Genomic DNA, 19,503 nt, shown 5'->3' on the forward strand with positions numbered 1-19,503 from the left:
ACGACGGTCCCGGGCGGCGGACGTTCAGGCCGGGTCGCTGTCGGCCGCCACGCCCCGCACCTGCCGCACGCGGTTCACCGTGAACCAGACCAGCGCCGCGGCGGCCACGCCGATCACCGCGTACTGCAGCACGCCCGCGTACTCCTCGACGATGTGCCACTGATCGCCCAGCAGATACCCGGACAAGACGAAGACGGCGTTCCAGATGAACGATCCCGCCAGCGTCAACAGGCCGAAGCGCCAGAGCGGCATGCGGGTGACACCCGCGGGGATGGAGATGAGACTCCGGAAGATCGGGAGCATGCGCCCGAAGAACACGGCTTTGCCCCCGTGGCGCTGGAACCACGCGACGGTGCGGTCGACGTCATCGACCTTCAGCAGCGGCATCCGTCGCACGAGCGCGCGGAGGCGATCGATGCCGAGCCACGCGCCCAGGGCGTAGAGCGCGAAGGCGCCGACGACCGAGCCGGCGGTGGTCCACGCCAGCGCCTCGAACAGCGTGAACGACCCGCGGGCGGCGGCCAGGCCCGCCATCGGGAGGATGACCTCGCTGGGAAGCGGTGGGAACAGGTTCTCGAGGGCGATCGCCAGCCCCGCGCCGGGAGCGCCGATGAGGTTCATGAGGCCGACGACGGCGTCGACGAGGGTGGTGAGCCAGGAGCCGTCCGATGCCATCGCCATACAGCGACGGTAGCGAGGGCGGGCGATGAGAACCTGGGCGGATGCCGGGACACCCCACCCACGTAGACTGGTCCCTCGTGAGTGAACGCACCCTCGTCAGCCAGCTGCAGTCCCGCGAAGACGGCACCGTCTCGGTGTCCGGATGGGTGGAGACCGTCCGCGATCAGAAGAAGGTGCAGTTCGTCATCCTCCGCGACGAGACCGGCGCCGTCCAGCTCGTGAACCCCGCGACCCGTCCCGACCCGGACGGGGCGGAGCAGGATGCCGCGGCTCTCGCGCTCACCGCGCTCATCTCGGAACTGTCCACCGGCACCTTCCTGACGGTCACCGGCGAGCTCAAGCACGACGAGCGCGTCAAGCTCGGCGGCGTCGAGATCAAGATCGCGACCCTGGAGATCGCCGCCGCGGCGTTGCCCGAGACGCCGATCGCCGCCGACAGCGGCCTCGACAAGCGCATGGACTGGCGCTTCATCGACCTGCGTCAGCGCCGCAACAACCTCGTCTTCCGCATCCAGACGACGCTCGAGCATGCGATGCGCACCTACTGGATCGAGCGCGACTACGTCGAGATCCACTCCCCCAAGCTCATGTCGACCCCCGCCGAGGGCAACGCCGAGCTGTTCGCCCTGGAGTACTTCGGCGACCAGACGGCCTACCTCGCGCAGAGCCCGCAGCACTTCAAGCAGATGGCCCAGGCCGCCGGCTTCGGCAAGGTGTTCGAGATCGGCGACGTCTTCCGCGCCGACCCGAGCTTCACGAGCCGCCACGCGACCGAGTTCACCTCGATCGACGCCGAGATCAGCTGGATCGACTCCTACGAAGACGTGGCCGCGATGCAGGAGGAGCTACTCGCCGCCGCCTTCCAGGCCGTCAAGGACAAGCACGGCGACGAGATCGCGGAGCTGTTCGACATCGACGTCGTCGTGCCGACGCTCCCCTTCCCGCGGATTCCGCTCGCCGAGGCGCGCGAGATCGTCAAGGCCCGCGGCTACGACATCCCCCGCACCGACGGCGACCTCGACCCCGAGGGCGAGCGTCAGATCTCGGCCCACGTCCGTGAGACCTACGGGCACCAGTTCGTGTTCATCACCGACTACCACCCCGAGATCCGCCCGTTCTACCACATGCGCAACCCCGAGACCGGGCTCACGAACAGCTACGACCTGCTGTTCCAGGGCACCGAGATCACCACGGGTGCCCAGCGCGAGCACCGCATCGAGGTGCTGGAGGCCCAGGCGCTCGAGAAGGGCCTGTCGCTGGAGGGCCTCGAGCACTACCTCGACTTCTTCCGCTACGGCATCCCGCCCCACGGCGGCTTCGGCATGGGCCTCGCGCGGGTGCTGATGCTCATGCTCGGCCAGGACTCGATCCGCGAGGTGACGTTCCTCTTCCGCGGGCCGACGCGCCTCGCCCCCTGACCGACAGCCCGCGGTGATGTCTCCCCGCGACCCGCAAGACGTCACCGCTCCGTCACCGGCGGTTCACCGCCGCTTCGAATGCTCGACACGGCGCAGCCGTACGTTCCTCGCATCCCCCTCGCGCCGCACGCATCGTCGTGCCCGCGGGGATGACCCGAGAGGAACAGCATGTCCCGAACCCTTGCGCGCCGCACGATCGCGGTCACGGCCGTCGCAGCCGTCGCAGCCCTCGCCCTCAGTGCGTGCGCCGGCACGTCGGAGGCCGCCACCAGCGGAGGCGCCTCGGCATCCGCCGCGACGAGCGTCGCCGATTTCGGCACCTTCGCCGACCTGGAGAAGGCCGCCAAGGCAGAGGGCCAGCTCAACGTGATCGCACTGCCGCACGACTGGGCAAACTACGGCGAGATCATCTCGCTGTTCTCGAAGCGCTATCCCGATATCACCGTCAACGAACAGTCGCCCGACGCCTCGAGCGCCGAAGAGATCCAGGCGGCCAAGACAAATGAGGGCCTCGACACCGCGCCGGACGTGTTCGATCTGGGCCTGTCGGTCACCCTCCAGAACACCGACCGCTTCGCTCCCTACAAGGTTCAGACGTGGGCCGACGTGCCCGACACCCTGAAGGATCCGTCCGGCCTGTTCGTCGGCGACTACGGCGGGTACATGTCGATCGGCTACGACTCCTCCAAGTTCCCGGCCCCGACCAAGCTCACCGATCTGCTCAGCCCGACCTACAAGGGCGCGGTCGCGCTCAACGGCGACCCCACCCAGGCCGGAGCGGCCTTCGCGGCGGTCGGAATGGCCACCGTGCAGTCCGGCGGAACGCTCGACGACTTCCAGCCCGGCATCGACTTCTTCAGCTCGCTGCAGAAGGCCGGCAACCTGCTGAAGGTCGACGTGACGACCTCCACGGTGGCCAGCGGCGAAACACCCGTAGTCTTCGACTGGGACTACCTCAACGCGGCACACCGCAAGGACAACCCGAACTGGAAGGTCGTCGTCTTCGACGGCACCGGCTACGCCGGCTACTACAACCAAGCCATCAACAAGACGGCTCCCCACCCAGCGGCAGCCCGCCTGTGGCAGGAGTTCCTCTACAGCGACGAGGTGCAGAACCTCTGGCTCAAGGGTGGCGCCCGCCCGGCCCGCATGGCCGCGATGACCACGGCCGGCACCATCGATGCGACCCTCGCCGCGGCGCTGCCGAAGGCTCCGGCCGACACGGTGGTTCCCACCGAGGCGCAGTCCAAGGCCGCCGGCACGCTGCTCGGTCAGAAGTGGGCGACGGCGGTCCAGTGACCGTCGTCACCACGGCGGGGGTGGATGCCGCGGCATCCGCATCCACCCCCGCCCGTCGCGGTTCGTGGTCGTGGCTGGGCCTGGTTCCGTTCGCCGCCTACGTGCTGCTGTTTCTCGCATTGCCCTCGGTACTCGCGGTCGCTTCGGGGTTCTTCGATCGCCGCGGCGCGTTCACCTGGGACAACATCACGGCGCTCGGCGATCCATTGATCGTCGAGACCTTCGCCAACTCTGCGGGCCTGTCCCTGCTGACCGCGGTCATCGGCGCACTCGCGGGCGCACTGGTCTGCTACGCGATGCTCGGCCTTCATCCCGAAGGCCTCGTGCGCTCGGCAGTGGATGCCGCGGCCGGTGTGCTCGCGCAGTTCGGCGGCGTCATGCTGGCCTTCGCGTTCATCGCGACGATCGGCCTGCAAGGCGTCGTCAGGTTGTTTCTGCTCGACGCGTTCGGCATCGACATCTTCGCCAACGGCACCTGGCTGTACGACCTGCCGGGATTGGTCCTGCCGTACATCTACTTCCAGATCCCGCTCATGGTCATCACGTTCATGCCGGCCCTCTCGGCGCTGCGTCCGCAGTGGGCCGAAGCGACGCTCACGCTCGGGGGCTCGCGCCGCGCGTTCTGGAGCTATGTCGGCATCCCCGTGCTGGCGCCCTCCTTCTTCGCGAGCCTGCTGCTGCTGTTCGCCAATGCGTTCTCGTCGTACGCCACCGCGGCCGCCCTTGCCAGCCAAGGAGCCGAGATCGTGCCGCTACGCATCCGCAGCGCGCTGACGAGCGAGACGGTGCTCGGGCGCGAGAACCTCGCCGGCGCGCTGGCCCTCGGGATGATCGTCGTGGTCGGCATCGTCATGTTCGTCTACTCCGCTGTCCAGCGGCGCGCAGCTCGGTGGTACCAGGCATGAATCGGCTCACTCCTTCGCCCCTCACCCGCACGATCGTCGGCATCGTCGTCGGAGCGTTCTTCGCGATCCCACTCGTCTCGACCCTGATCTACACGTTGCGGATGCCGGATGGCAGCCTCTCGTGGAGCCGATGGACGGGCCTGTTCGATCCGCACACCGTCGCCGCCCTCAAGCCGCTGTGGACGGGCCTGGGTAACTCCCTCGTGCTCTGCGTGGTGACGGTGGCCATCGTGCTGCTGCTGCTGGCGCCGACGATGGTGCTGGTCGCGCTGCGCTTTGCCCGGTTGCGGCGGGCGTTCGAATTCGCCGTCCTGCTGCCCATCTCGATCCCGGCGATCGTGCTGGTCGTGGGTCTGGCGCCGATCTATCAGCAGATCGGCCGGCTGTTCGGTACCGGCGTGTGGACGCTGGCGTTCGCCTACGGCATCACCGTGCTTCCCTTCGCCTATCGCGCGATCCAGGCGTCGATCGACGCCGTCGATCTCCGCACGCTCGCCGAGGCGGCACGGTCGCTCGGCGCCGGCTGGACAGCCGTGATCGTGCGGGTGCTCGCGCCCAACCTGCGACAGGGGCTCCTGGCGGCGTCGCTCATCTCGATCGCCGTCGTGCTCGGCGAGTTCACCATCGCCTCCCTGCTCAACCGTCAGGTCTTCCAGACCGCCATGGTGGTCGTGCAGAAACAAGATCCCTATACGCCCGCGATCTTCACTCTGCTGGCGCTCGTGCTGGCCTTCACCCTCCTGCTCCTCATCGGCCGTGCCGCGCGCGGCACGCGAAAGGCCCGTCCATGACCATCGACCGAGCCCTCCCCCGCACCGCCGACAACCTGCTGCTCACCGGGGCCGGCACCGGCACGCGCGTGCAGCTGCAGAGCATCGTGAAGAGCTTCGGCGGGACACGCGTCCTGCACGGGGTCGACCTCGACGTCGCTCCCGGAGAGTTCGTCTCGCTGCTCGGACCGTCGGGATGCGGTAAGACGACGGCCCTCCGTGTGCTCGCCGGTCTCGAAACCGCCGACAGCGGATCGGTGATGCTGGGCGGCGGCGACGTCTCGCGTGTGCCCACGAACAAGCGTGACATCGGCATGGTGTTCCAGTCGTACTCGCTGTTCCCGCACCTGCGGGTGCTCGAGAACACCGCTTTCGGGCTGCGCCGGCGAGGAGTCGCCCGCGCCGCTGCGGCGGCGCGGGCCGCCGCAGCGCTCGAGCTCGTCGGCCTCGCGAACCTGGCCGACCGCTTCCCGCATCAGCTGTCCGGCGGCCAGCAACAGCGTGTCGCGCTCGCCCGCGCTCTCGTCACCGAGCCGCGCGTGCTGCTGCTGGACGAGCCGCTGTCGGCGCTCGATGCCAAGGTGCGCGTCCAGCTGCGCGATGAGATCCGCCGTCTGCAGCTGCGCCTGGGCATCACGACAGTCTTCGTCACGCACGACCAGGAGGAGGCGCTGGCCGTATCCGACCGCATCGCCGTCATGGACAGCGGACGCATCGAGCAGATCGGAACGCCGGAAGATCTGTATCTGCGCCCGCAGACGCCCGCCGTCGCCGCCTTCGTGGGGCTCTCCAGCGCCCTTCCAGGGCTCGCCACCGGTAGCAGCGTCACGGTGTGGGGCACGCGCCTACCCATACAAGGCGACCCGGCCGAGGGCCCGGTCGAGGCGCTCGTACGCCCGGAGAACGTCCGCGTGGCACCCGACACGTCGTCCGCATCCGATGCCGGCGTCAGCGCACAGGTGGAGGAGTGCACTTTCCTGGGCAGCTTCCGGCGGACGGTGCTGCGTACCACCGACGGCATCATGGTGCACGCCCAGCACAGCGCCGAGGAGCGGCTGGAGTACGGCCAGCGCGTGCGGGTGAGACTGGTTCCCGCGCCCGTCACCGTGCGGCGGGTCTGAGTGCCGGATGCCCGCGGACCTCGACATCCACCGACCGACTGACAGTCCGCACCGGATGCCTCGCACCCCGGCGCCGCGCCTAACCTGGATGCTCCCCCACCGAAGGAGACCTCCATGTGGGACAACTTGCTCGAACTCGCCATCGCCGTGGCCATCGCGGTGGTCGCCGCGCTGCTGTTCACCGTCGCGATCACGCTGATCGTCCGCTTCATGGCACGGCGCGCCGACTGGCCGACGCGCCTCATCCGGCACGGCCGACGGCCGTTCCGCGTGCTCATCCTGGTGTTCGCGCTGTGGATCGCGGTCGCGGTGGTCGCTCCCGGCGACGCCACGTGGATGCCGCTGGCCAGCCAGCTCTTCACGATCGCCTCGATCCTCGCCAGCGCCTGGCTGCTCGCCGGTCTGGTCGCCTTCGCCGGCGACCTCGCGCTCGGACGCTACCGCATCGACGTGCCGAACAACCGGGTCGCCCGGCGGATCAGGACCCAGGTCCTCATCCTGCGCCGGCTGGCCATCGCGTTGATCGTCATCATCGCGATCGGTGCGATGCTCCTGACCTTCCCCGCCGTCCGCGCCGTCGGCGCGAGTGTGCTCGCCTCGGCAGGCATCGCCTCGGTCGTCGCGGGACTGGCCGCGCAGTCGGTGCTGGCCAACATCTTCGCCGGAGTGCAGCTCGTCTTCAGCGATGCGCTGCGCGTCGACGACGTCGTCGTGGTGGAGGGAGAGTGGGGCCGGATCGGGGAGATCACGCTCAGCTACGTCGTCGTCGACATCTGGGACGATCGCCGGCTCGTGCTTCCCTGCACGTACTTCACCACCAAGCCGTTCCAGAACTGGACGCGCACCGGCAGCGAGCTGCTGGGCTCCGTCGAGCTCGACCTGGACTGGCGCGTGTCGCCGGCGCGCATGCGCGAGGAGCTCGCGCGGGTTCTCGAGCAGACCCCGCTGTGGGACCGGCGCGCGTCTGTTCTGCAGGTCACCGATGCGACGAACGGATTCGTCCGCGTGCGGGTGCTGGTCACGGCGATCGATGCGCCGACGCTGTTCGACCTGCGCTGCTACGTGCGCGAGCACCTGGTCGACTGGGTGCACCGTGAGACGCCCGGGGCTCTCCCTGTGCAGCGTGTGCTGATCGAGGATGCCGAGACCCCGCCGGCGGCATCGGCACAGCACGATGCCGCCCCCGACACCGGCTCGACCGGACTGTTCACCGGATCCCCCGAGGCGGAGCAGCGCGCCCGCGCGTTCACGCAGGCGATCCACATCGTCCCCGGCGCCGCCGACGACGGCGCCGAGCGCCCCGCCTGACGAGTTCCCCCCGCGCGCCGCGGGGGTCGCATGCCGCCGGACGAATCCCTCAGGGCGTAGCCTGACCGAGTGCCTCACGCGGATGACATGACGACTTCCCCCATCCGACCCGCCACCGACGCCACCGACGCCACCGAGAAGGTACGCGCTGCACGCGATCACCTGTTCGCGCACCGCGACGACTACGACGGCGCCGTGTCGGGCTTCGCCTGGCCGGAGCTGTCCGCCTTCAACTTCGCACTGGAATGGTTCGACGTGGTCGCCGGCGAGCACCCCGACCGCGCCGCCGTCACGATCGTCGACGCCGACCTCACGGCGCGCTCGTGGAGCTACGGCGAGCTCTCCCGCCGCTCCGACGCCGTCGCCGTCTGGCTCGCACAGCAGGGACTCCAGCGCGGCGATCACGTCATCGTGATGCTCGGCAACACGATCGAGCTGTGGGAGGTCATGCTCGGCCTCACCAAGCTCGGCGCCGTCGCCATCCCCACCACGACCCTCCTCTCGTCCGACGATCTCGCCTACCGCATCGCGCACAGCAGCGCCCGGGCAGTCATCGCCCCGGGCGAAACGGCGAGCGCGGTGGATGCCGCGACCTCCGGCATCCTGCGCATCGCCGTCGCGGTCGACGCGCCGGCGGGCTGGGTCTCGTTCGACGGCTCGCGTGCGGTCACGGCGGCGTTCGTCCCGCCGGGGCCGACGCCGGCCGACGACCTCAATCTGCTGTACTTCACCTCCGGCACCACCTCCGCCACCCCGAAGCTCGTGCGGCACACGCACGTCTCCTACCCGGTGGGCCACCTCTCGACGCTCTGGTGGCTGGGGCTGCGCCCCGGAGACGTCCACATGAACATCTCCTCGCCCGGCTGGGGCAAGCATGCCTGGAGCAACTTCTTCGCGCCTTTCCTCGCCGAGGCGACGGTGTTCGTCTACACGTACGACCGCTTCGACGCCGCCGCGCTCATGCAGGTGATGGACACCCACCAGGTGACTACCTTCTGCGCCCCGCCGACGGTCTGGCGCATGCTGATCCAGGCCGACCTCAGCCTGCTCACGAAGCCGCCGCGCGAGCTGCTGGGTGCGGGAGAGCCACTGAACCCCGAGGTGATCTCGCGCGTGCGCGCGGCCTGGGGCCCGACGATCCGCGACGGATACGGCCAGACCGAGATGACCTGCGCGATCGGGAACTCTCCGGGTCAGGTGGTGAAGGACGGTTCGATGGGGCGCCCTCTGCCCGGCTACCCCGTCGTGCTCGTCGACCCCGAGACCGGCGAACGCGGTGTGGAGGAGGGGGAGATCTGCCTCGACGTGTCCACGCCGATCCTGGGCCTGATGGACGGGTATCACGATGCCCCGGAGCGCACCGCCCGGGCCCTGCACGACGGGCTCTACCACACGGGCGACATCGCGTCCCGCGACGAGGACGGCTACCTCTCGTACGTCGGGCGCAGCGACGATGTGTTCAAGGCCTCCGACTACAAGATCTCGCCGTTCGAGCTCGAGTCGGTGCTGCTCGAGCACCCGGCGGTGGCAGAGGCCGCCGTGGTGCCGAGTCCCGACCCGCTCCGCCTCGCGGTGCCGAAGGCCTTCGTGCGCCTGAACGCGGCGGCCGCCGCGGACCCGGGCGCGGCGGCGGGCGAGATCTTCGCGCACGCCCGCGCCCGCCTCTCCGCCTACCAGCGCGTGCGCCGTCTCGAGTTCGTGGAGGAGCTTCCGAAGACGATCTCGGGAAAGATCCGCCGCGTCGAGCTGCGTGCGGCGGAAGCCGCAACGCGCGAACGGCCTGCGGGCGAGTTCAGCGACCGTGACTTCCGCTGAGGCGACGGCTCAGATCTCGACCGCTCAGATCTCGATGTCGACGGCGACCCGCTCGGCGCGGATCGTGCCGATGAACGCCGCGACATCCTCGTGGGCGGGGTGCACCTGATACGCGTCGAGACCCGCGACGTCGTCGAAGTCGGCGACGAGCACGAGATCCCAGTTCTGATCGGGGAAGAGGACGTTCGCCCCGGCGCTCATCGCGCGTAGCGTCGAAACGACGCCGACGAGGGCGTTGAGTCGGCGAGCCGCTTCCGCGGCGTGCGCGGCGCGGTCGGCGGGATCGGCGGCGGCCATGCGGAAGGCGACCACGTGGCGAAGGGTCATCGGAGGGTGTCCTCTCGGTCAGGGGCCGACAGCGCAGCCCGAAGGCGCTCCGGCGACAGACGCCAATGGGCGTGCAGGCGATCGTCGATGAGCACGACGGGGATCTTCTCCCACCACTGCGCGTAGAGGGCGGGATCGTCCAGGATCGACAGCTCCCGGACGTCGACGGCATCCTCCGGCAGGTCGGCGACCACGGTCTCGACGATCTCCCGTGCGACGTCGCACAGATGGCAATCCGGTTTGGAGATGATCGTGAGGGTGGTCACGCAATCCATTCTGCCGGAGAACACGAAGCGCCCGTCCCGGATCGGTGATCTCGGGGACAGGCGCTCGGTGTCGTTTGCAGCGCGCCGCGACGAATTACTTCTTGTTGCGACGCTGGTGGCGAGTCTTGCGAAGCAGCTTGCGGTGCTTCTTCTTCGCCATGCGCTTGCGGCGCTTCTTGATGACAGAACCCACGGAAAACCTCACTATGTCAGGGGTCTGGACGCGGGTGGCCGCGTCCGGGAACGGGCATCTCGAAAAATGCCCTCGGATCAGTCTAGCCGACGTCGGCGATAGGACGTTGCACGGCCTCGGTGACCGCCGTCTCGGGCACCCGGTAGCTGCGACCGAATCGCACGGCGGGCAGTTCGCCGGAATGGACCAGACGGTACACGGTCATCTTCGACACGCGCATGATCTCGGCCACCTCCGCGACCGTCAGAAAACGCACGTCAGAAAGGTCCGGCATCCCATTCCCCCACCGATACCCGATGCGGTGCCTCCGCATTGCTGTGAACCAACATTAGGGTCTCTGTGCGCCGCGTGTAAACCCGTGTGATCGGTGTGACTCGTGTGCTCAGCGACCGGGGAAGCGCTTGAACGCGGTGTCCCACGCATGCTTCGCGGATGCCGCCGCGCGCCCGACCAGGTCGGCCGCCGCGACCGCGGGCTCGGGAAGCGTCGAGGGGCCCGCAGGAGCGGGGAGGAGATCTTCGTCCAGGAAGGGGACGAGCCAGTCATCGACCGCGTCCAGCGGCGCCGGCGACAGGCTGTAATAGCGGTGCTGACCCTCTTCGCGCACCGTCACCAGCTCTGCCTCGCGAAGCACCTTGAGGTGCTTGGAGACCGTCGGCTGGCTGACACCCAGCTCGGTGACGATGTGGGACACGCTCGTGCCGCGCTCGCCCGCCGACGCGCGCTCGCGCAGAAGCTGCAGAATGTCCCGACGGGTACCGTCGGCGATCACGTCGAAGATGTCCGCCATGACGATAGGTTAGCCCGCGTCGCGGCCCGGAGTACCATGTCAACGGTTCTTCGTCAGAGAGGGGCGGACCATGACGGGCGACACCGCGGGTGCCCGTGCATGGCGCTCCCTGCGCACCTCACTCGCAGCCACCCGTGATCGACTGCGCGACGCGACCACGGCCTCGCCGTCGCGGTTCGCCGTCGGCATCTTCCTCGCGCTGATCCTGCTGTTCACCGCACTGTTCTCGCTGCCCGCGGCATCCGCCGACGGTCGGGTCACGCCGTTCGCCGATGCCCTGTTCACCGCGGTGTCGACGATCTGCGTGACGGGGCTTTCGACCGTCAACATGGGGACGCACTGGAGCGCGTTCGGTCACCTGATCGTCTATATCGGCGTGAACGTGGGCGCGATGGGGGTGCTGACCCTGGCATCCATTCTGGGCCTGGTGATCTCCAAGCGCCTGGGCCTGCGGGCGAAGCTGATCGCCGCCGGCGACACGAACCCCCTGCGCGCCCACGGCGGACCGGTGAACGAAGGTCAGGCGGTGCGACTGGGCGAGGTCGGCCAGCTTCTGGCCACCGTGGCGCTGTCGACGCTCGTGATCGAGGCCGGGCTCGCCGTGCTGCTGTACCCGTCGCTGCTCGCGAGCGGTGTCGACCCGTGGAGCGCACTGTGGGAGGCGCCGTATTACGCGGCGATGTCGTTCACCAACACCGGGTTCGCCCCGAATGCCGAGGGCATCGCCCCGTTCGCGCACAACTACCTGTTCCTCACACTCCTGATGGCGGGAGTGTTCCTGGGCTCCATCGGCTTCCCCGTGATCTTCGCGCTGTGGCGCCACCACTTCCATGTCCGTCGCTGGTCGCTGCACGCCAAGCTCACCCTCATCACCACGGTCATCCTCTTCTTCGCCGGCGCCGCGGTCTTCCTGCTGCTCGAGTACGACAACCCGAAGACGTTCGGCGGGATGGATGCCTGGGACACGACCTTCCAGGCGTTCTTCCTGTCCGCGATGACGCGCTCGGGGGGCTTCTCGATCGTCGACATCGGGCAGCTGCACGGATCGTCTCTCGTCGTGGGCTCGATGCTCATGTTCATCGGCGGCGGCTCGGCATCCACCGCCGGCGGCATCAAGGTGACGACGCTGGCCGTCCTCGCCCTCGCCGTGTGGTCGGAGGCGAAGGGCCGGCCGAGCGTGCAGGCCTTCGGCCGCCGCATCCCCAGCGACGTGCAGCGCGTGGCGTTGTCGGTCGTCGCGTGGGGGTCGACGATCGTCGCGGTGTCGACCATCACGATCGCCCAGATCACGCGATATCCGATCGAGTACGTGCTCTTCGACGTCGTCTCGGGCTTCGCGACCGTCGGACTGTCCACCGGGATCACGCAGGACCTGCCCGATCTCGCCGTCTACGTCATGGCGGCGACGATGTTCATGGGCCGTGTGGGTACCGTCACTCTCGCCGCGGCCGTCGCCGCGACGAGCCGATCGCAGCACTACTCGCTGCCCGTCGAAAGGCCGATCGTTGGTTGAGCAGATCCGGAGCGATGCTCCCGTCCTGGTGATCGGCCTCGGCCGCTTCGGAGCCGCGTGCGCCGGCGAACTCGACCGCCTCGACCGCGAAGTCCTCGCGATCGACGACAACCTCGAGCTCGTGCAGAAGTGGTCCGAGCGCGTCACCCACACGGTGCAGGCCGATGCCAAGAACATCGAAGCGCTCAAGCAGATCGGCGCCCAGGACTTCCAGGTGGCCGTCGTCGCCGTCGGCTCGTCGATCGAGGCTTCGGTGCTCATCACGGCGAACCTGGTCGATCTGAAGGTGCCGCAGATCTGGGCGAAAGCCGTCTCGCAGAGCCACGGCAAGATCCTCGCCCGCGTCGGCGCGAATCACGTCATCTACCCCGAGCGCGAGGCCGGCGAGCGCGTCGCGCACCTGGTCAGCGGCCGGATGCTCGACTTCATCCGCTTCGACGACGACTTCGTGCTCGCCAAGATGTACCCGCCGAAGTTCATCCGCGGCATCGGTCTGAACGAGTCGGGGGTGCGCTCGAAGTACAACGTCACGGTCGTCGGCGTGAAGAGCCCGGGCAAGCCCTTCCGCTACGCCGAGGCCGACACCGTCGTCACGAACCACGACCTCATCATCGTGTCGGGGACCAACAGCGACATCGAGCGTTTCGCCTCCCTCGACCGCTGACCGCGGCATCCGGGCCCGCCCGCCCACCCGCCGCGCCCGCCCGCCCGCCGCGCCCGCGAGAAACCATCTGCGGCGCGAGAAACCCTGCCGCGCGTGGTTTCTCGACGCGCCGGTGGTTTCTCGCCGCCGCACGGGGGCTCCTCCCCAGGCGGCGCGGGAGGGGACGGCCGCGGGGAGGGTGGGGATGTGGGCGCGCGGGCGCGGGTGCCGGGGCATGATCTGCGGATGCCGCACCTGCCGACGGACCGTGCCACCACCCGGTCACCGCTTCCGCTCGTCACCTCCGCCGAGGCCCGCGTGCTGCAGCTGGGGGTGAGCGGACCCGGCTTCGCGCGGGTGCGCCGCGGCGTGTACGTGGATGCTGCCGCGGCGGCGCGGCTGGCGCCGTGGCAGCGGTACGCGCTGCGGGTGCACGCGTTCGCGCTCGCCCACCCGGACGCCGTGCTGTGCCTTGAGTCTGCCGCGGTGCTGCTCGGCCTGCCGCTGTTCGGCGAGACGCGCGACATCCACGTGTTCGATCCCGACCGCACGGCGTCCCGACGGTTCGGCGACGTGTGCGTGCACACCAGCACCGACGCGCGGGAGATCGTGCGCGTCGACGGCATCCTGTGCACCTCGCCGGCGGATGCCGTCGTCGATCTCGCCCGCGTGCTTCCGCCCGCGCAGGCGCTCGCCGTCGTGGATGCCGCGATCTCGCCCCGACAGAGCGGCATGCTCGTCGTCGACGATCTCCGCGAGCGGGCCGCGTCGCAGGTCTCGCGTCGGGGCGTCGCTCGACTCGCGTGGGTCTGGGCACACGCGGATGCGCGCGCCGAATCGCCCGGCGAAAGCGTCAGCCGCGCCGTCATCCGCTGGTGCGGCTTCGAAGACCCGGTGCTGCAGGCCGAGTTCCGCTACGAGGGGGTGACGGACCGCACGGATTTCCTGTTCCCGTCGAGCCGCACGGTCGGCGAGAGCGACGGCTGGGGCAAGTACGGGATCGGCGACAACGACGCGCTCGAGGGAGCCGCGCTGCGCTTCCGTGACGAGAAGCGCCGCGAGGACCGTCTGCGCCGCGCGGGGCATCCGGTCGCGCGCTGGGAGATGGCGGATGCGGTGCGGGTCGAACCGTTGGCCACCGCCCTGCAGAGCGCGTACGTGCGGCTCGTCCGCCCGCGCGACCGCGGCGGACTGGCGAGCCTGCGCCACACGCCCCGTACCCTCCCTCACCGACCGCAGTGAGAAACCACAACGGCGACGACACACACCTGCAGTGGTGGTTTCTCGTGCCGAAGGTGGTTTCTCGGGGGCAGGGGGTCAGGCGCCGGCGGCCATCTCCTTGGCGCGGGCGAGGGCGGCGTCGGTCGCCTCGGCGAACACGCCGTCCAGGCGGGCGCCCTGCAGTACCGCGATCGCCCGCTCGGTGGTGCCCTTGGGGCTGGTGACGCGCCGCCGCAGCTCGGCGGGGTCCTCCCCCGTGGCATCCAGCAGCGCCGCGGCGCCGATGAAGGTCTGCTCGGCCATCAGGCGCGCGTCGGCGTCGGAGAAGCCCTTGCCGCGCGCGGCCTCGGTGAGCTCCTCGACCAGCAGGAAGAAGTAGGCCGGCCCCGACCCCGAGATCGTCGACAGGGCGTCGATCTGCGACTCGGGCACCTCGATGACCGCCCCGCACGTCTCGAAAAGCCGGCGCACCAGTGCGAGCTCGTCCGCGGATGCCGTGGGGCCCGCCGACAGGCCGGTCACCGCCTTGCCGACCACCGCGGGGGTGTTCGGCATGGAGCGGATCACCGAGACATCCTCACCCACGATGGACGCGAATGTCGCGATCGTGACACCCGCGGCGAGGCTCACGATGATCGTCCCCGGACGCAGCACGGGCGCGATCTCGCGGAGCAGATCGGGCACCATCACGGGCTTCACGCCGATGAGCACGATGTCGGCGGCTGCGGCGGCGGCCGTGTTCGCGTCGCCGTCGGCCTCGAGCGAGAGGCTCGTGACGCCGTCGAGCCCCACCAAGGCTTCAGCGCGCGCAGCGGTGCGGTTGGTCACGGTGATCGCGGAGGCATCACCCGAGCGGACGAGGCCCTGCAAGATCGCGCCTCCCATCGAGCCGGCACCGAGGATCGCGATCGAAGGGAGGGGGGAAGCCATGCCCTCATCCTCGCAGAGGAACGCAAGGCGTGCAGAGAAACCACTGCCCGCGTGCTCGCCGACGGCGCCGACGTGATCGTGCTCGGCTGCGCCGGTTTCGCCGGATTGGATGCCGAGTTGGAGCGCCGGCTGGGGGTACCCGTGATCGACGGGGTCGCCGCCGCCGTCCGGTGGGCGGAGGGCCTCGTCGCCCTCGGCAAGCGCACGAGCACGGCGGGGCCGTACGCGCCGCGAGACCGCGGAAAGGTGTGGTCAGGTCCGCCCCTCGGCGCACTCCGACTCTTCACATGAAAGCCCGTTCATGAAGACAGGTCGTCGGAGTAGGATGCGGTCATGACGCTCCTCGACGGCATCACCTCCCGGATCATCGACACAGAGCGCCTGCGCGTCGGCATCCTCGAACGCCGCGGCGACAACCCGGCCGCGACCGCGGATCAGACCGTGATCCTGGTGCACGGCAACGTGTCGTCCAGCCTGTTCTGGCAGGAGCTCATGCAGGATCTGCCCAGCGATCTGCGGGTCGTCGCCATCGACCTCCGCGGCTTCGGCGAGACCGAGAGCGCGCCCGTCGACGCGACGCGCGGCGTCCGTGACTTCAGCGACGACGTGTTCGCCACGCTGCAGGCGCTGGGCATCGAGACGGCCCACCTCGTCGGCTGGTCGATGGGCGGCGGCGTGGTCATGCAGTACGCGATCGACCACCCCGCACGCTCCCTCACGCTGCAGGCTCCGGTCTCGCCCTACGGCTTCGGCGGCACCCGCCGCGACGGATCGCGCGTGACCGCCGACGATGCGGGTTGCGGTGCGGGCGGCGCCAACCCCGACTTCGTCCAGCGCCTCACCGACCGCGACACGACCGACGAGGCCCCCACGTCGCCGCGCAGCGTCTTCCGCTCGGGTTACGTCGCGCCCGGCTACGCAAGCGAGCACGAGGACATCTGGGTCGAGTCGATGAACACCACCTCCACCGCGACGGGCAACTACCCCGGCGACAGCGTCGCCAGCGAGAACTGGCCGGGATTCGCCGCCGGACGGCTGGGCGTGCTGAACACCATGGCGCCGCAGTACTTCGACACGTCGGCGATCGTGGAGATCAGTCCCAAGCCGCCCGTCCTCTGGGTGCGCGGCTCCGCCGACGCGATCGTCTCGGACGCCTCGTTCTTCGACACCAACCACCTCGGCGCGCTCGGCGTGATCCCGGGGTGGCCGGGCGCTGAGCTCGCCCCCGCGCAGGAGATGGTGTCGCAGACCCGCGACGTGCTCGACGCCTACCGCGCGGCGGGAGGCACCGTCACCGAAGTGGTCTTCGAGGGCGTCGGCCACGCGCCGCACCTGGAGCGGCCTGCACAGTTCCGCCGCGCCCTGCTGGAGAACATCGGCTACATCGGCCGGCCGGCCGATCCCGCCCCGCCCACCGAGGCGATCATCCTCAGCTCCTCCGACTGAGCCGGGCCACCTCGTCAGCGACGGGCGTCGAAGAAGGTGCGCAGCAGAGCGCGCGCGTCGTCCTCGAGGATGCCGCCGACCACCTCGGCCCGCACCGGCAGCCGCCGGTCACGCAGCACGTCGTACACCGATCCCGCAGCTCCCGCCTTCTCGTCCCACGCGCCGAACACGACCCGGCCGACGCGGGCCTGCAGGATCGCGCCCGCGCACATCAGACACGGCTCGAGGGTGACCGTCAGCGTGCACCCCTCCAGATTCCAGGTGCCGAGGGATGCCGCGGCCTCGCGCAGCGCCACGATCTCCGCGTGGGCGGTGGGATCGGCCGTGGCCTCGCGCCGATTGCGTCCGACGCCGATCACGGTGCCCGCGGCATCCCTCACGACGGCACCCACCGGGATCTCGCCCGCGGCAGCGGCCTCGGCGGCGAGCGCGAGCGCGCGACGCAGCGCGTTCTCGTCGTCGGCACGCACGGGCAGGCTCATGCCTTCAGCGTAGGCTGAGATCATGCGCGTGCACGTTGCCGATCACCCCCTCATCACCCACAAGCTGACCGTGCTGCGCGACGAGCGCACACCGTCGCCGGTGTTCCGTCAGCTCACCGAGGAGCTGCTGACGCTGCTCGCCTACGAGGCGACCCGCAGCGTGCGCGTCGAAGAGGTCGAGATCCAGACGCCCGTCACGACGACGACCGGGGTGCGCATCTCCGAGCCGCGACCCCTCGTGGTGCCGATCCTGCGCGCCGGCCTCGGCATGCTCGACGGCATGGTGAAGCTGCTGCCCACCGCCGAGATCGGCTTCCTCGGCATGGCGCGCAACGAGCAGACCCTGCAGCCCTACACGTACGCCGAGCGCCTTCCAGACGACCTCAGCGACCGCCAGTGCTTCGTTCTCGACCCGATGCTCGCGACCGGTGGATCGCTCGGCGCGGCGATCGACTTCCTCTTCGCCCGCGGCGCGCAGGACGTGACCGCGATCTGCATCCTCGGCGCGCCCGAGGGCGTCGCGAAGATCGAGGAGCTCGTCGGGGACCGCGACGTGACCCTCGTGCTCGGTGCGCTCGACGAGCGCCTCAACGAGAAGGGCTACATCGTTCCCGGCCTCGGCGACGCCGGCGACCGCCTCTACGGCACCGTCTGAGCGGCTTCATCCGCCCCGTGTCGTCGCTATCGGATGCCGAGAGTGACGTAACGGGACGGACGAACGAGGCTCACAGCCACCGCCGCCGCTTGAAGATCAGGTAGAGCACGGTGGGGAAAGCCACCATCACGCCGAGAGCGACGGGGTAGCCGTACTCCCAGTGCAGTTCGGGCATGACGTCGAAGTTCATGCCGTAGACCGTGCCGATCAGCGTCGGGGCGAAGATGATCGCCGCCCACGAGGAGATCTTCTTCACCTGTTCGTTCTGGGCCAGATTCACCTCGGTCTGGCGCCGCGAGACGAGCGCGGAATGCACGATGAGCGCCTTGTCGAGCACCGCACGGAAACCGTCGATGCGCTCCGTGACGCGGAGGGCATGGTCGCGGACGTCGCGCAGCCGCCGCTGCAACTCGATGTCGACGTGGTAGGCGTCGTGGCCGCGCTGCAGCCACTCGATGATCGGGACGAGCGGGTGCGTGGCCCGCGCGAAGCGGTTCAGCTCGCCCGACAGCTCGTAGATGCGGCGGGACAGCGCATCGTCGTCCGCGTCGCCGAACAGGTCGTCCTCGATCTCGTCGATGTCGTTTTCGATGCCGGCGACCAGAGGCTCGTACTCGTCGACGACACGGTCGAGTACGGCGTACAGCACCGCTTCCGATCCCAGCGCCAGCAGTTCCGGCTGCTGTTCGAGGCGCCGCCGCACGGCCCCGAGATCGGGCGATTCGGCGTGACGGATGGTGATGACGAAGTCGGGGCCGACGAACAGATGCAGCTCGCCGATGTCGAGCTCTTCGCGCTCGTCGTCGTAGCGCGCGGGACGCAGCACGACGAACAGCGTGTCGCCGTACCGCTCGACCTTCGAACGCTGGTGCCCCAGAGCCGCGTCCTCGATGGCGAGGGGATGCAGTTCGAACTCCGTCGCGACCGATGCCAACTCTTCGTCCGACGGACGGTACAGGCCGATCCACGCGAAACCCGCGTGCGCCTCCTGGAGGGCATAGGCCTCGTCGAGCGAGGCGGGGGTGGCGACGCGCACGCCGTCCTTGTAGACGGCGTTGTCGATCAGGGTCATGGGTCTCTCCTCGAGGACACGCGGTCGCCGGGCGCCGCAGGCGGGCACGCGCGAAGGATCGCGCGCACGTCCGTGCGTGCCGGGGCGGCACACACGAGAGCGCCGCGGGTGCGCCGGCCTCAGAGCGAGAGGATGCCGGCGGCGAGCACCGCGGCGCGCCTACTATCGTCTGCCATGGTGTCTCACCGCCTCTGATCACGGCTCGTCGTGATCGGATGCACGGGGGCGAGCCTCCGGGAGTATATCCCCCCAAGATGACGCGCACCGGCACGACCGTGCGCGGCCGCGGAGACGGGCTGCCTCACGCTTCGGCGCGTCGTCCGGTCTCCTGTTCCCAGAACTCCAGCTGCTGGGTGAGCGCCTTCGCGAGTTCGAACACCTGCTGCGGCGGGATGCGCACCCGCTGCACCACCCGCCCGGGAACGACGGTGACGGGAGCGCCATCGGCATCCACCCCGGCTTGCGGGGGCCGCACGAGCGAGACGAAATCCATCACGAAGACGTCGGGCGTGTGCCAGACGTTGGCGAAGTCGGCGAAGCTGCCGGCGATCGCCTCCGGCGGCAGATCGATCTCGAACTGCCGGGGCATCTCATCGCTCATGTCGCGCTCCTGTTCGCCGCGTCGCGGAGGCATCGTCCGGCGGGACG

At 69.6% G+C, this 19,503-nt stretch carries 23 protein-coding genes; 13 read left to right on the forward strand and 10 right to left on the reverse strand.

Annotation, left to right across the window (positions count from 1 at the left end):
* Window positions 1–24: 24 nt before the first annotated feature.
* Window positions 25–681: a DedA family protein gene (locus AS96_RS07030; protein ID WP_036287465.1), complete on the reverse strand. Its 657-nt coding sequence runs from the start codon at window positions 679–681 to the stop codon at window positions 25–27.
* A gap of 77 nt (window positions 682–758) precedes the next feature.
* Here AS96_RS07030 and aspS point away from each other — a divergent pair, with 77 nt between their 5' ends.
* The 7 genes from aspS (at window position 759) to AS96_RS07065 (ending at window position 9,317) form a co-directional block, all read left to right on the forward strand.
* Window positions 759–2,099 carry an aspartate--tRNA(Asn) ligase gene (gene aspS / locus AS96_RS07035; RefSeq protein WP_036287468.1) on the forward strand — a complete coding sequence of 447 codons (1,341 nt, stop codon included), beginning with the start codon at window positions 759–761 and terminating at the stop codon, window positions 2,097–2,099.
* 168 nt (window positions 2,100–2,267) lie between these two features.
* On the forward strand, window positions 2,268–3,398 hold the full coding sequence (locus tag AS96_RS07040) for an ABC transporter substrate-binding protein (protein ID WP_005049795.1): 1,131 nt from the start codon (window positions 2,268–2,270) through the stop codon (window positions 3,396–3,398).
* Window positions 3,395–4,303 (forward strand): ABC transporter permease, encoded by a 909-nt coding sequence (locus AS96_RS07045; protein WP_016464305.1) that lies wholly within the window; start codon window positions 3,395–3,397, stop codon window positions 4,301–4,303. The genes AS96_RS07040 and AS96_RS07045 overlap by 4 nt, the downstream gene beginning before the upstream one ends.
* Window positions 4,300–5,094 (forward strand): ABC transporter permease, encoded by a 795-nt coding sequence (locus AS96_RS07050; RefSeq protein WP_036287470.1) that lies wholly within the window; start codon window positions 4,300–4,302, stop codon window positions 5,092–5,094. The genes AS96_RS07045 and AS96_RS07050 overlap by 4 nt, the downstream gene beginning before the upstream one ends.
* Window positions 5,091–6,194, forward strand: coding sequence for an ABC transporter ATP-binding protein (locus tag AS96_RS07055; RefSeq protein WP_036287473.1), 1,104 nt, complete (start codon window positions 5,091–5,093; stop codon window positions 6,192–6,194). Before AS96_RS07050 ends, AS96_RS07055 begins: the two co-directional genes overlap by 4 nt.
* A 114-nt stretch (window positions 6,195–6,308) precedes the next feature.
* Window positions 6,309–7,502: a mechanosensitive ion channel family protein gene (locus AS96_RS07060; protein ID WP_036287476.1), complete on the forward strand. Its 1,194-nt coding sequence runs from the start codon at window positions 6,309–6,311 to the stop codon at window positions 7,500–7,502.
* 87 nt (window positions 7,503–7,589) lie between these two features.
* Entirely contained in the window at window positions 7,590–9,317 is a 1,728-nt protein-coding gene (locus tag AS96_RS07065) for an AMP-binding protein (protein WP_036287478.1), read from the forward strand.
* A 24-nt stretch (window positions 9,318–9,341) separates the two neighbouring features.
* On the opposite strand, the gene AS96_RS07070 is transcribed toward AS96_RS07065, so the two are convergent.
* From AS96_RS07070 to AS96_RS07085, 5 genes are all read right to left on the reverse strand, one after another.
* Window positions 9,342–9,644, reverse strand: a complete 303-nt coding sequence (locus AS96_RS07070) for a Dabb family protein (protein WP_036287482.1) — start codon at window positions 9,642–9,644, stop codon at window positions 9,342–9,344.
* Window positions 9,641–9,910, reverse strand: coding sequence for a glutaredoxin family protein (locus tag AS96_RS07075; RefSeq protein WP_197017274.1), 270 nt, complete (start codon window positions 9,908–9,910; stop codon window positions 9,641–9,643). The genes AS96_RS07070 and AS96_RS07075 overlap by 4 nt, the downstream gene beginning before the upstream one ends.
* A 94-nt stretch (window positions 9,911–10,004) precedes the next feature.
* Window positions 10,005–10,103 carry a 30S ribosomal protein bS22 gene (locus tag AS96_RS14935; protein ID WP_003792170.1) on the reverse strand — a complete coding sequence of 33 codons (99 nt, stop codon included), beginning with the start codon at window positions 10,101–10,103 and terminating at the stop codon, window positions 10,005–10,007.
* 82 nt (window positions 10,104–10,185) lie between these two features.
* Window positions 10,186–10,377 (reverse strand): helix-turn-helix domain-containing protein, encoded by a 192-nt coding sequence (locus AS96_RS07080; protein WP_036287487.1) that lies wholly within the window; start codon window positions 10,375–10,377, stop codon window positions 10,186–10,188.
* Between the two features lie 108 nt (window positions 10,378–10,485).
* Window positions 10,486–10,893 (reverse strand): ArsR/SmtB family transcription factor, encoded by a 408-nt coding sequence (locus AS96_RS07085; RefSeq protein ID WP_036287490.1) that lies wholly within the window; start codon window positions 10,891–10,893, stop codon window positions 10,486–10,488.
* Between the two features lie 70 nt (window positions 10,894–10,963).
* Here AS96_RS07085 and AS96_RS07090 point away from each other — a divergent pair, with 70 nt between their 5' ends.
* The 3 genes from AS96_RS07090 (at window position 10,964) to AS96_RS07100 (ending at window position 14,291) form a co-directional block, all read left to right on the forward strand.
* Window positions 10,964–12,406 (forward strand): TrkH family potassium uptake protein, encoded by a 1,443-nt coding sequence (locus AS96_RS07090; protein WP_036287493.1) that lies wholly within the window; start codon window positions 10,964–10,966, stop codon window positions 12,404–12,406.
* The gene (locus AS96_RS07095; RefSeq protein ID WP_036287495.1) at window positions 12,399–13,070 is read left to right on the forward strand and encodes a potassium channel family protein; all 672 of its coding nucleotides are present in this window, start codon (window positions 12,399–12,401) and stop codon (window positions 13,068–13,070) included. The genes AS96_RS07090 and AS96_RS07095 overlap by 8 nt, the downstream gene beginning before the upstream one ends.
* A gap of 225 nt (window positions 13,071–13,295) precedes the next feature.
* A complete protein-coding gene (locus tag AS96_RS07100; RefSeq protein WP_036287599.1) occupies window positions 13,296–14,291 on the forward strand; it encodes a hypothetical protein in 996 nt (331 codons plus the stop codon).
* A gap of 75 nt (window positions 14,292–14,366) precedes the next feature.
* Here the strand turns inward: AS96_RS07100 and proC are convergent, their stop codons facing one another.
* Window positions 14,367–15,200 carry a pyrroline-5-carboxylate reductase gene (gene proC / locus AS96_RS07105; RefSeq protein ID WP_036287498.1) on the reverse strand — a complete coding sequence of 278 codons (834 nt, stop codon included), beginning with the start codon at window positions 15,198–15,200 and terminating at the stop codon, window positions 14,367–14,369.
* 51 nt (window positions 15,201–15,251) lie between these two features.
* On the opposite strand from proC, the gene AS96_RS15685 reads away from it, so the two are divergent.
* Both AS96_RS15685 and AS96_RS07115 read left to right on the forward strand, forming a co-directional pair.
* Window positions 15,252–15,491, forward strand: coding sequence for an aspartate/glutamate racemase family protein (locus tag AS96_RS15685; RefSeq protein WP_051498784.1), 240 nt, complete (start codon window positions 15,252–15,254; stop codon window positions 15,489–15,491).
* A 42-nt stretch (window positions 15,492–15,533) separates the two neighbouring features.
* Window positions 15,534–16,646, forward strand: coding sequence for an alpha/beta hydrolase (locus AS96_RS07115; protein ID WP_036287501.1), 1,113 nt, complete (start codon window positions 15,534–15,536; stop codon window positions 16,644–16,646).
* Window positions 16,647–16,660: 14 nt separating this feature from the next.
* On the opposite strand, the gene tadA is transcribed toward AS96_RS07115, so the two are convergent.
* Window positions 16,661–17,128: a tRNA adenosine(34) deaminase TadA gene (gene tadA, locus AS96_RS07120; protein WP_036287504.1), complete on the reverse strand. Its 468-nt coding sequence runs from the start codon at window positions 17,126–17,128 to the stop codon at window positions 16,661–16,663.
* A gap of 22 nt (window positions 17,129–17,150) precedes the next feature.
* Here tadA and upp point away from each other — a divergent pair, with 22 nt between their 5' ends.
* Window positions 17,151–17,783: a uracil phosphoribosyltransferase gene (gene upp, locus AS96_RS07125; protein ID WP_036287507.1), complete on the forward strand. Its 633-nt coding sequence runs from the start codon at window positions 17,151–17,153 to the stop codon at window positions 17,781–17,783.
* 70 nt (window positions 17,784–17,853) lie between these two features.
* Here upp and AS96_RS07130 read toward each other — a convergent pair whose 3' ends face one another.
* Entirely contained in the window at window positions 17,854–18,855 is a 1,002-nt protein-coding gene (locus AS96_RS07130; RefSeq protein ID WP_036287510.1) for a magnesium and cobalt transport protein CorA, read from the reverse strand.
* 301 nt (window positions 18,856–19,156) lie between these two features.
* Window positions 19,157–19,456 carry a DUF3467 domain-containing protein gene (locus AS96_RS07135; protein ID WP_036287605.1) on the reverse strand — a complete coding sequence of 100 codons (300 nt, stop codon included), beginning with the start codon at window positions 19,454–19,456 and terminating at the stop codon, window positions 19,157–19,159.
* Window positions 19,457–19,503: the final 47 nt, after the last annotated feature.

This window comes from Microbacterium sp. MRS-1 (assembly GCF_000585455.1).
Classification (GTDB): domain Bacteria; phylum Actinomycetota; class Actinomycetes; order Actinomycetales; family Microbacteriaceae; genus Microbacterium; species Microbacterium laevaniformans.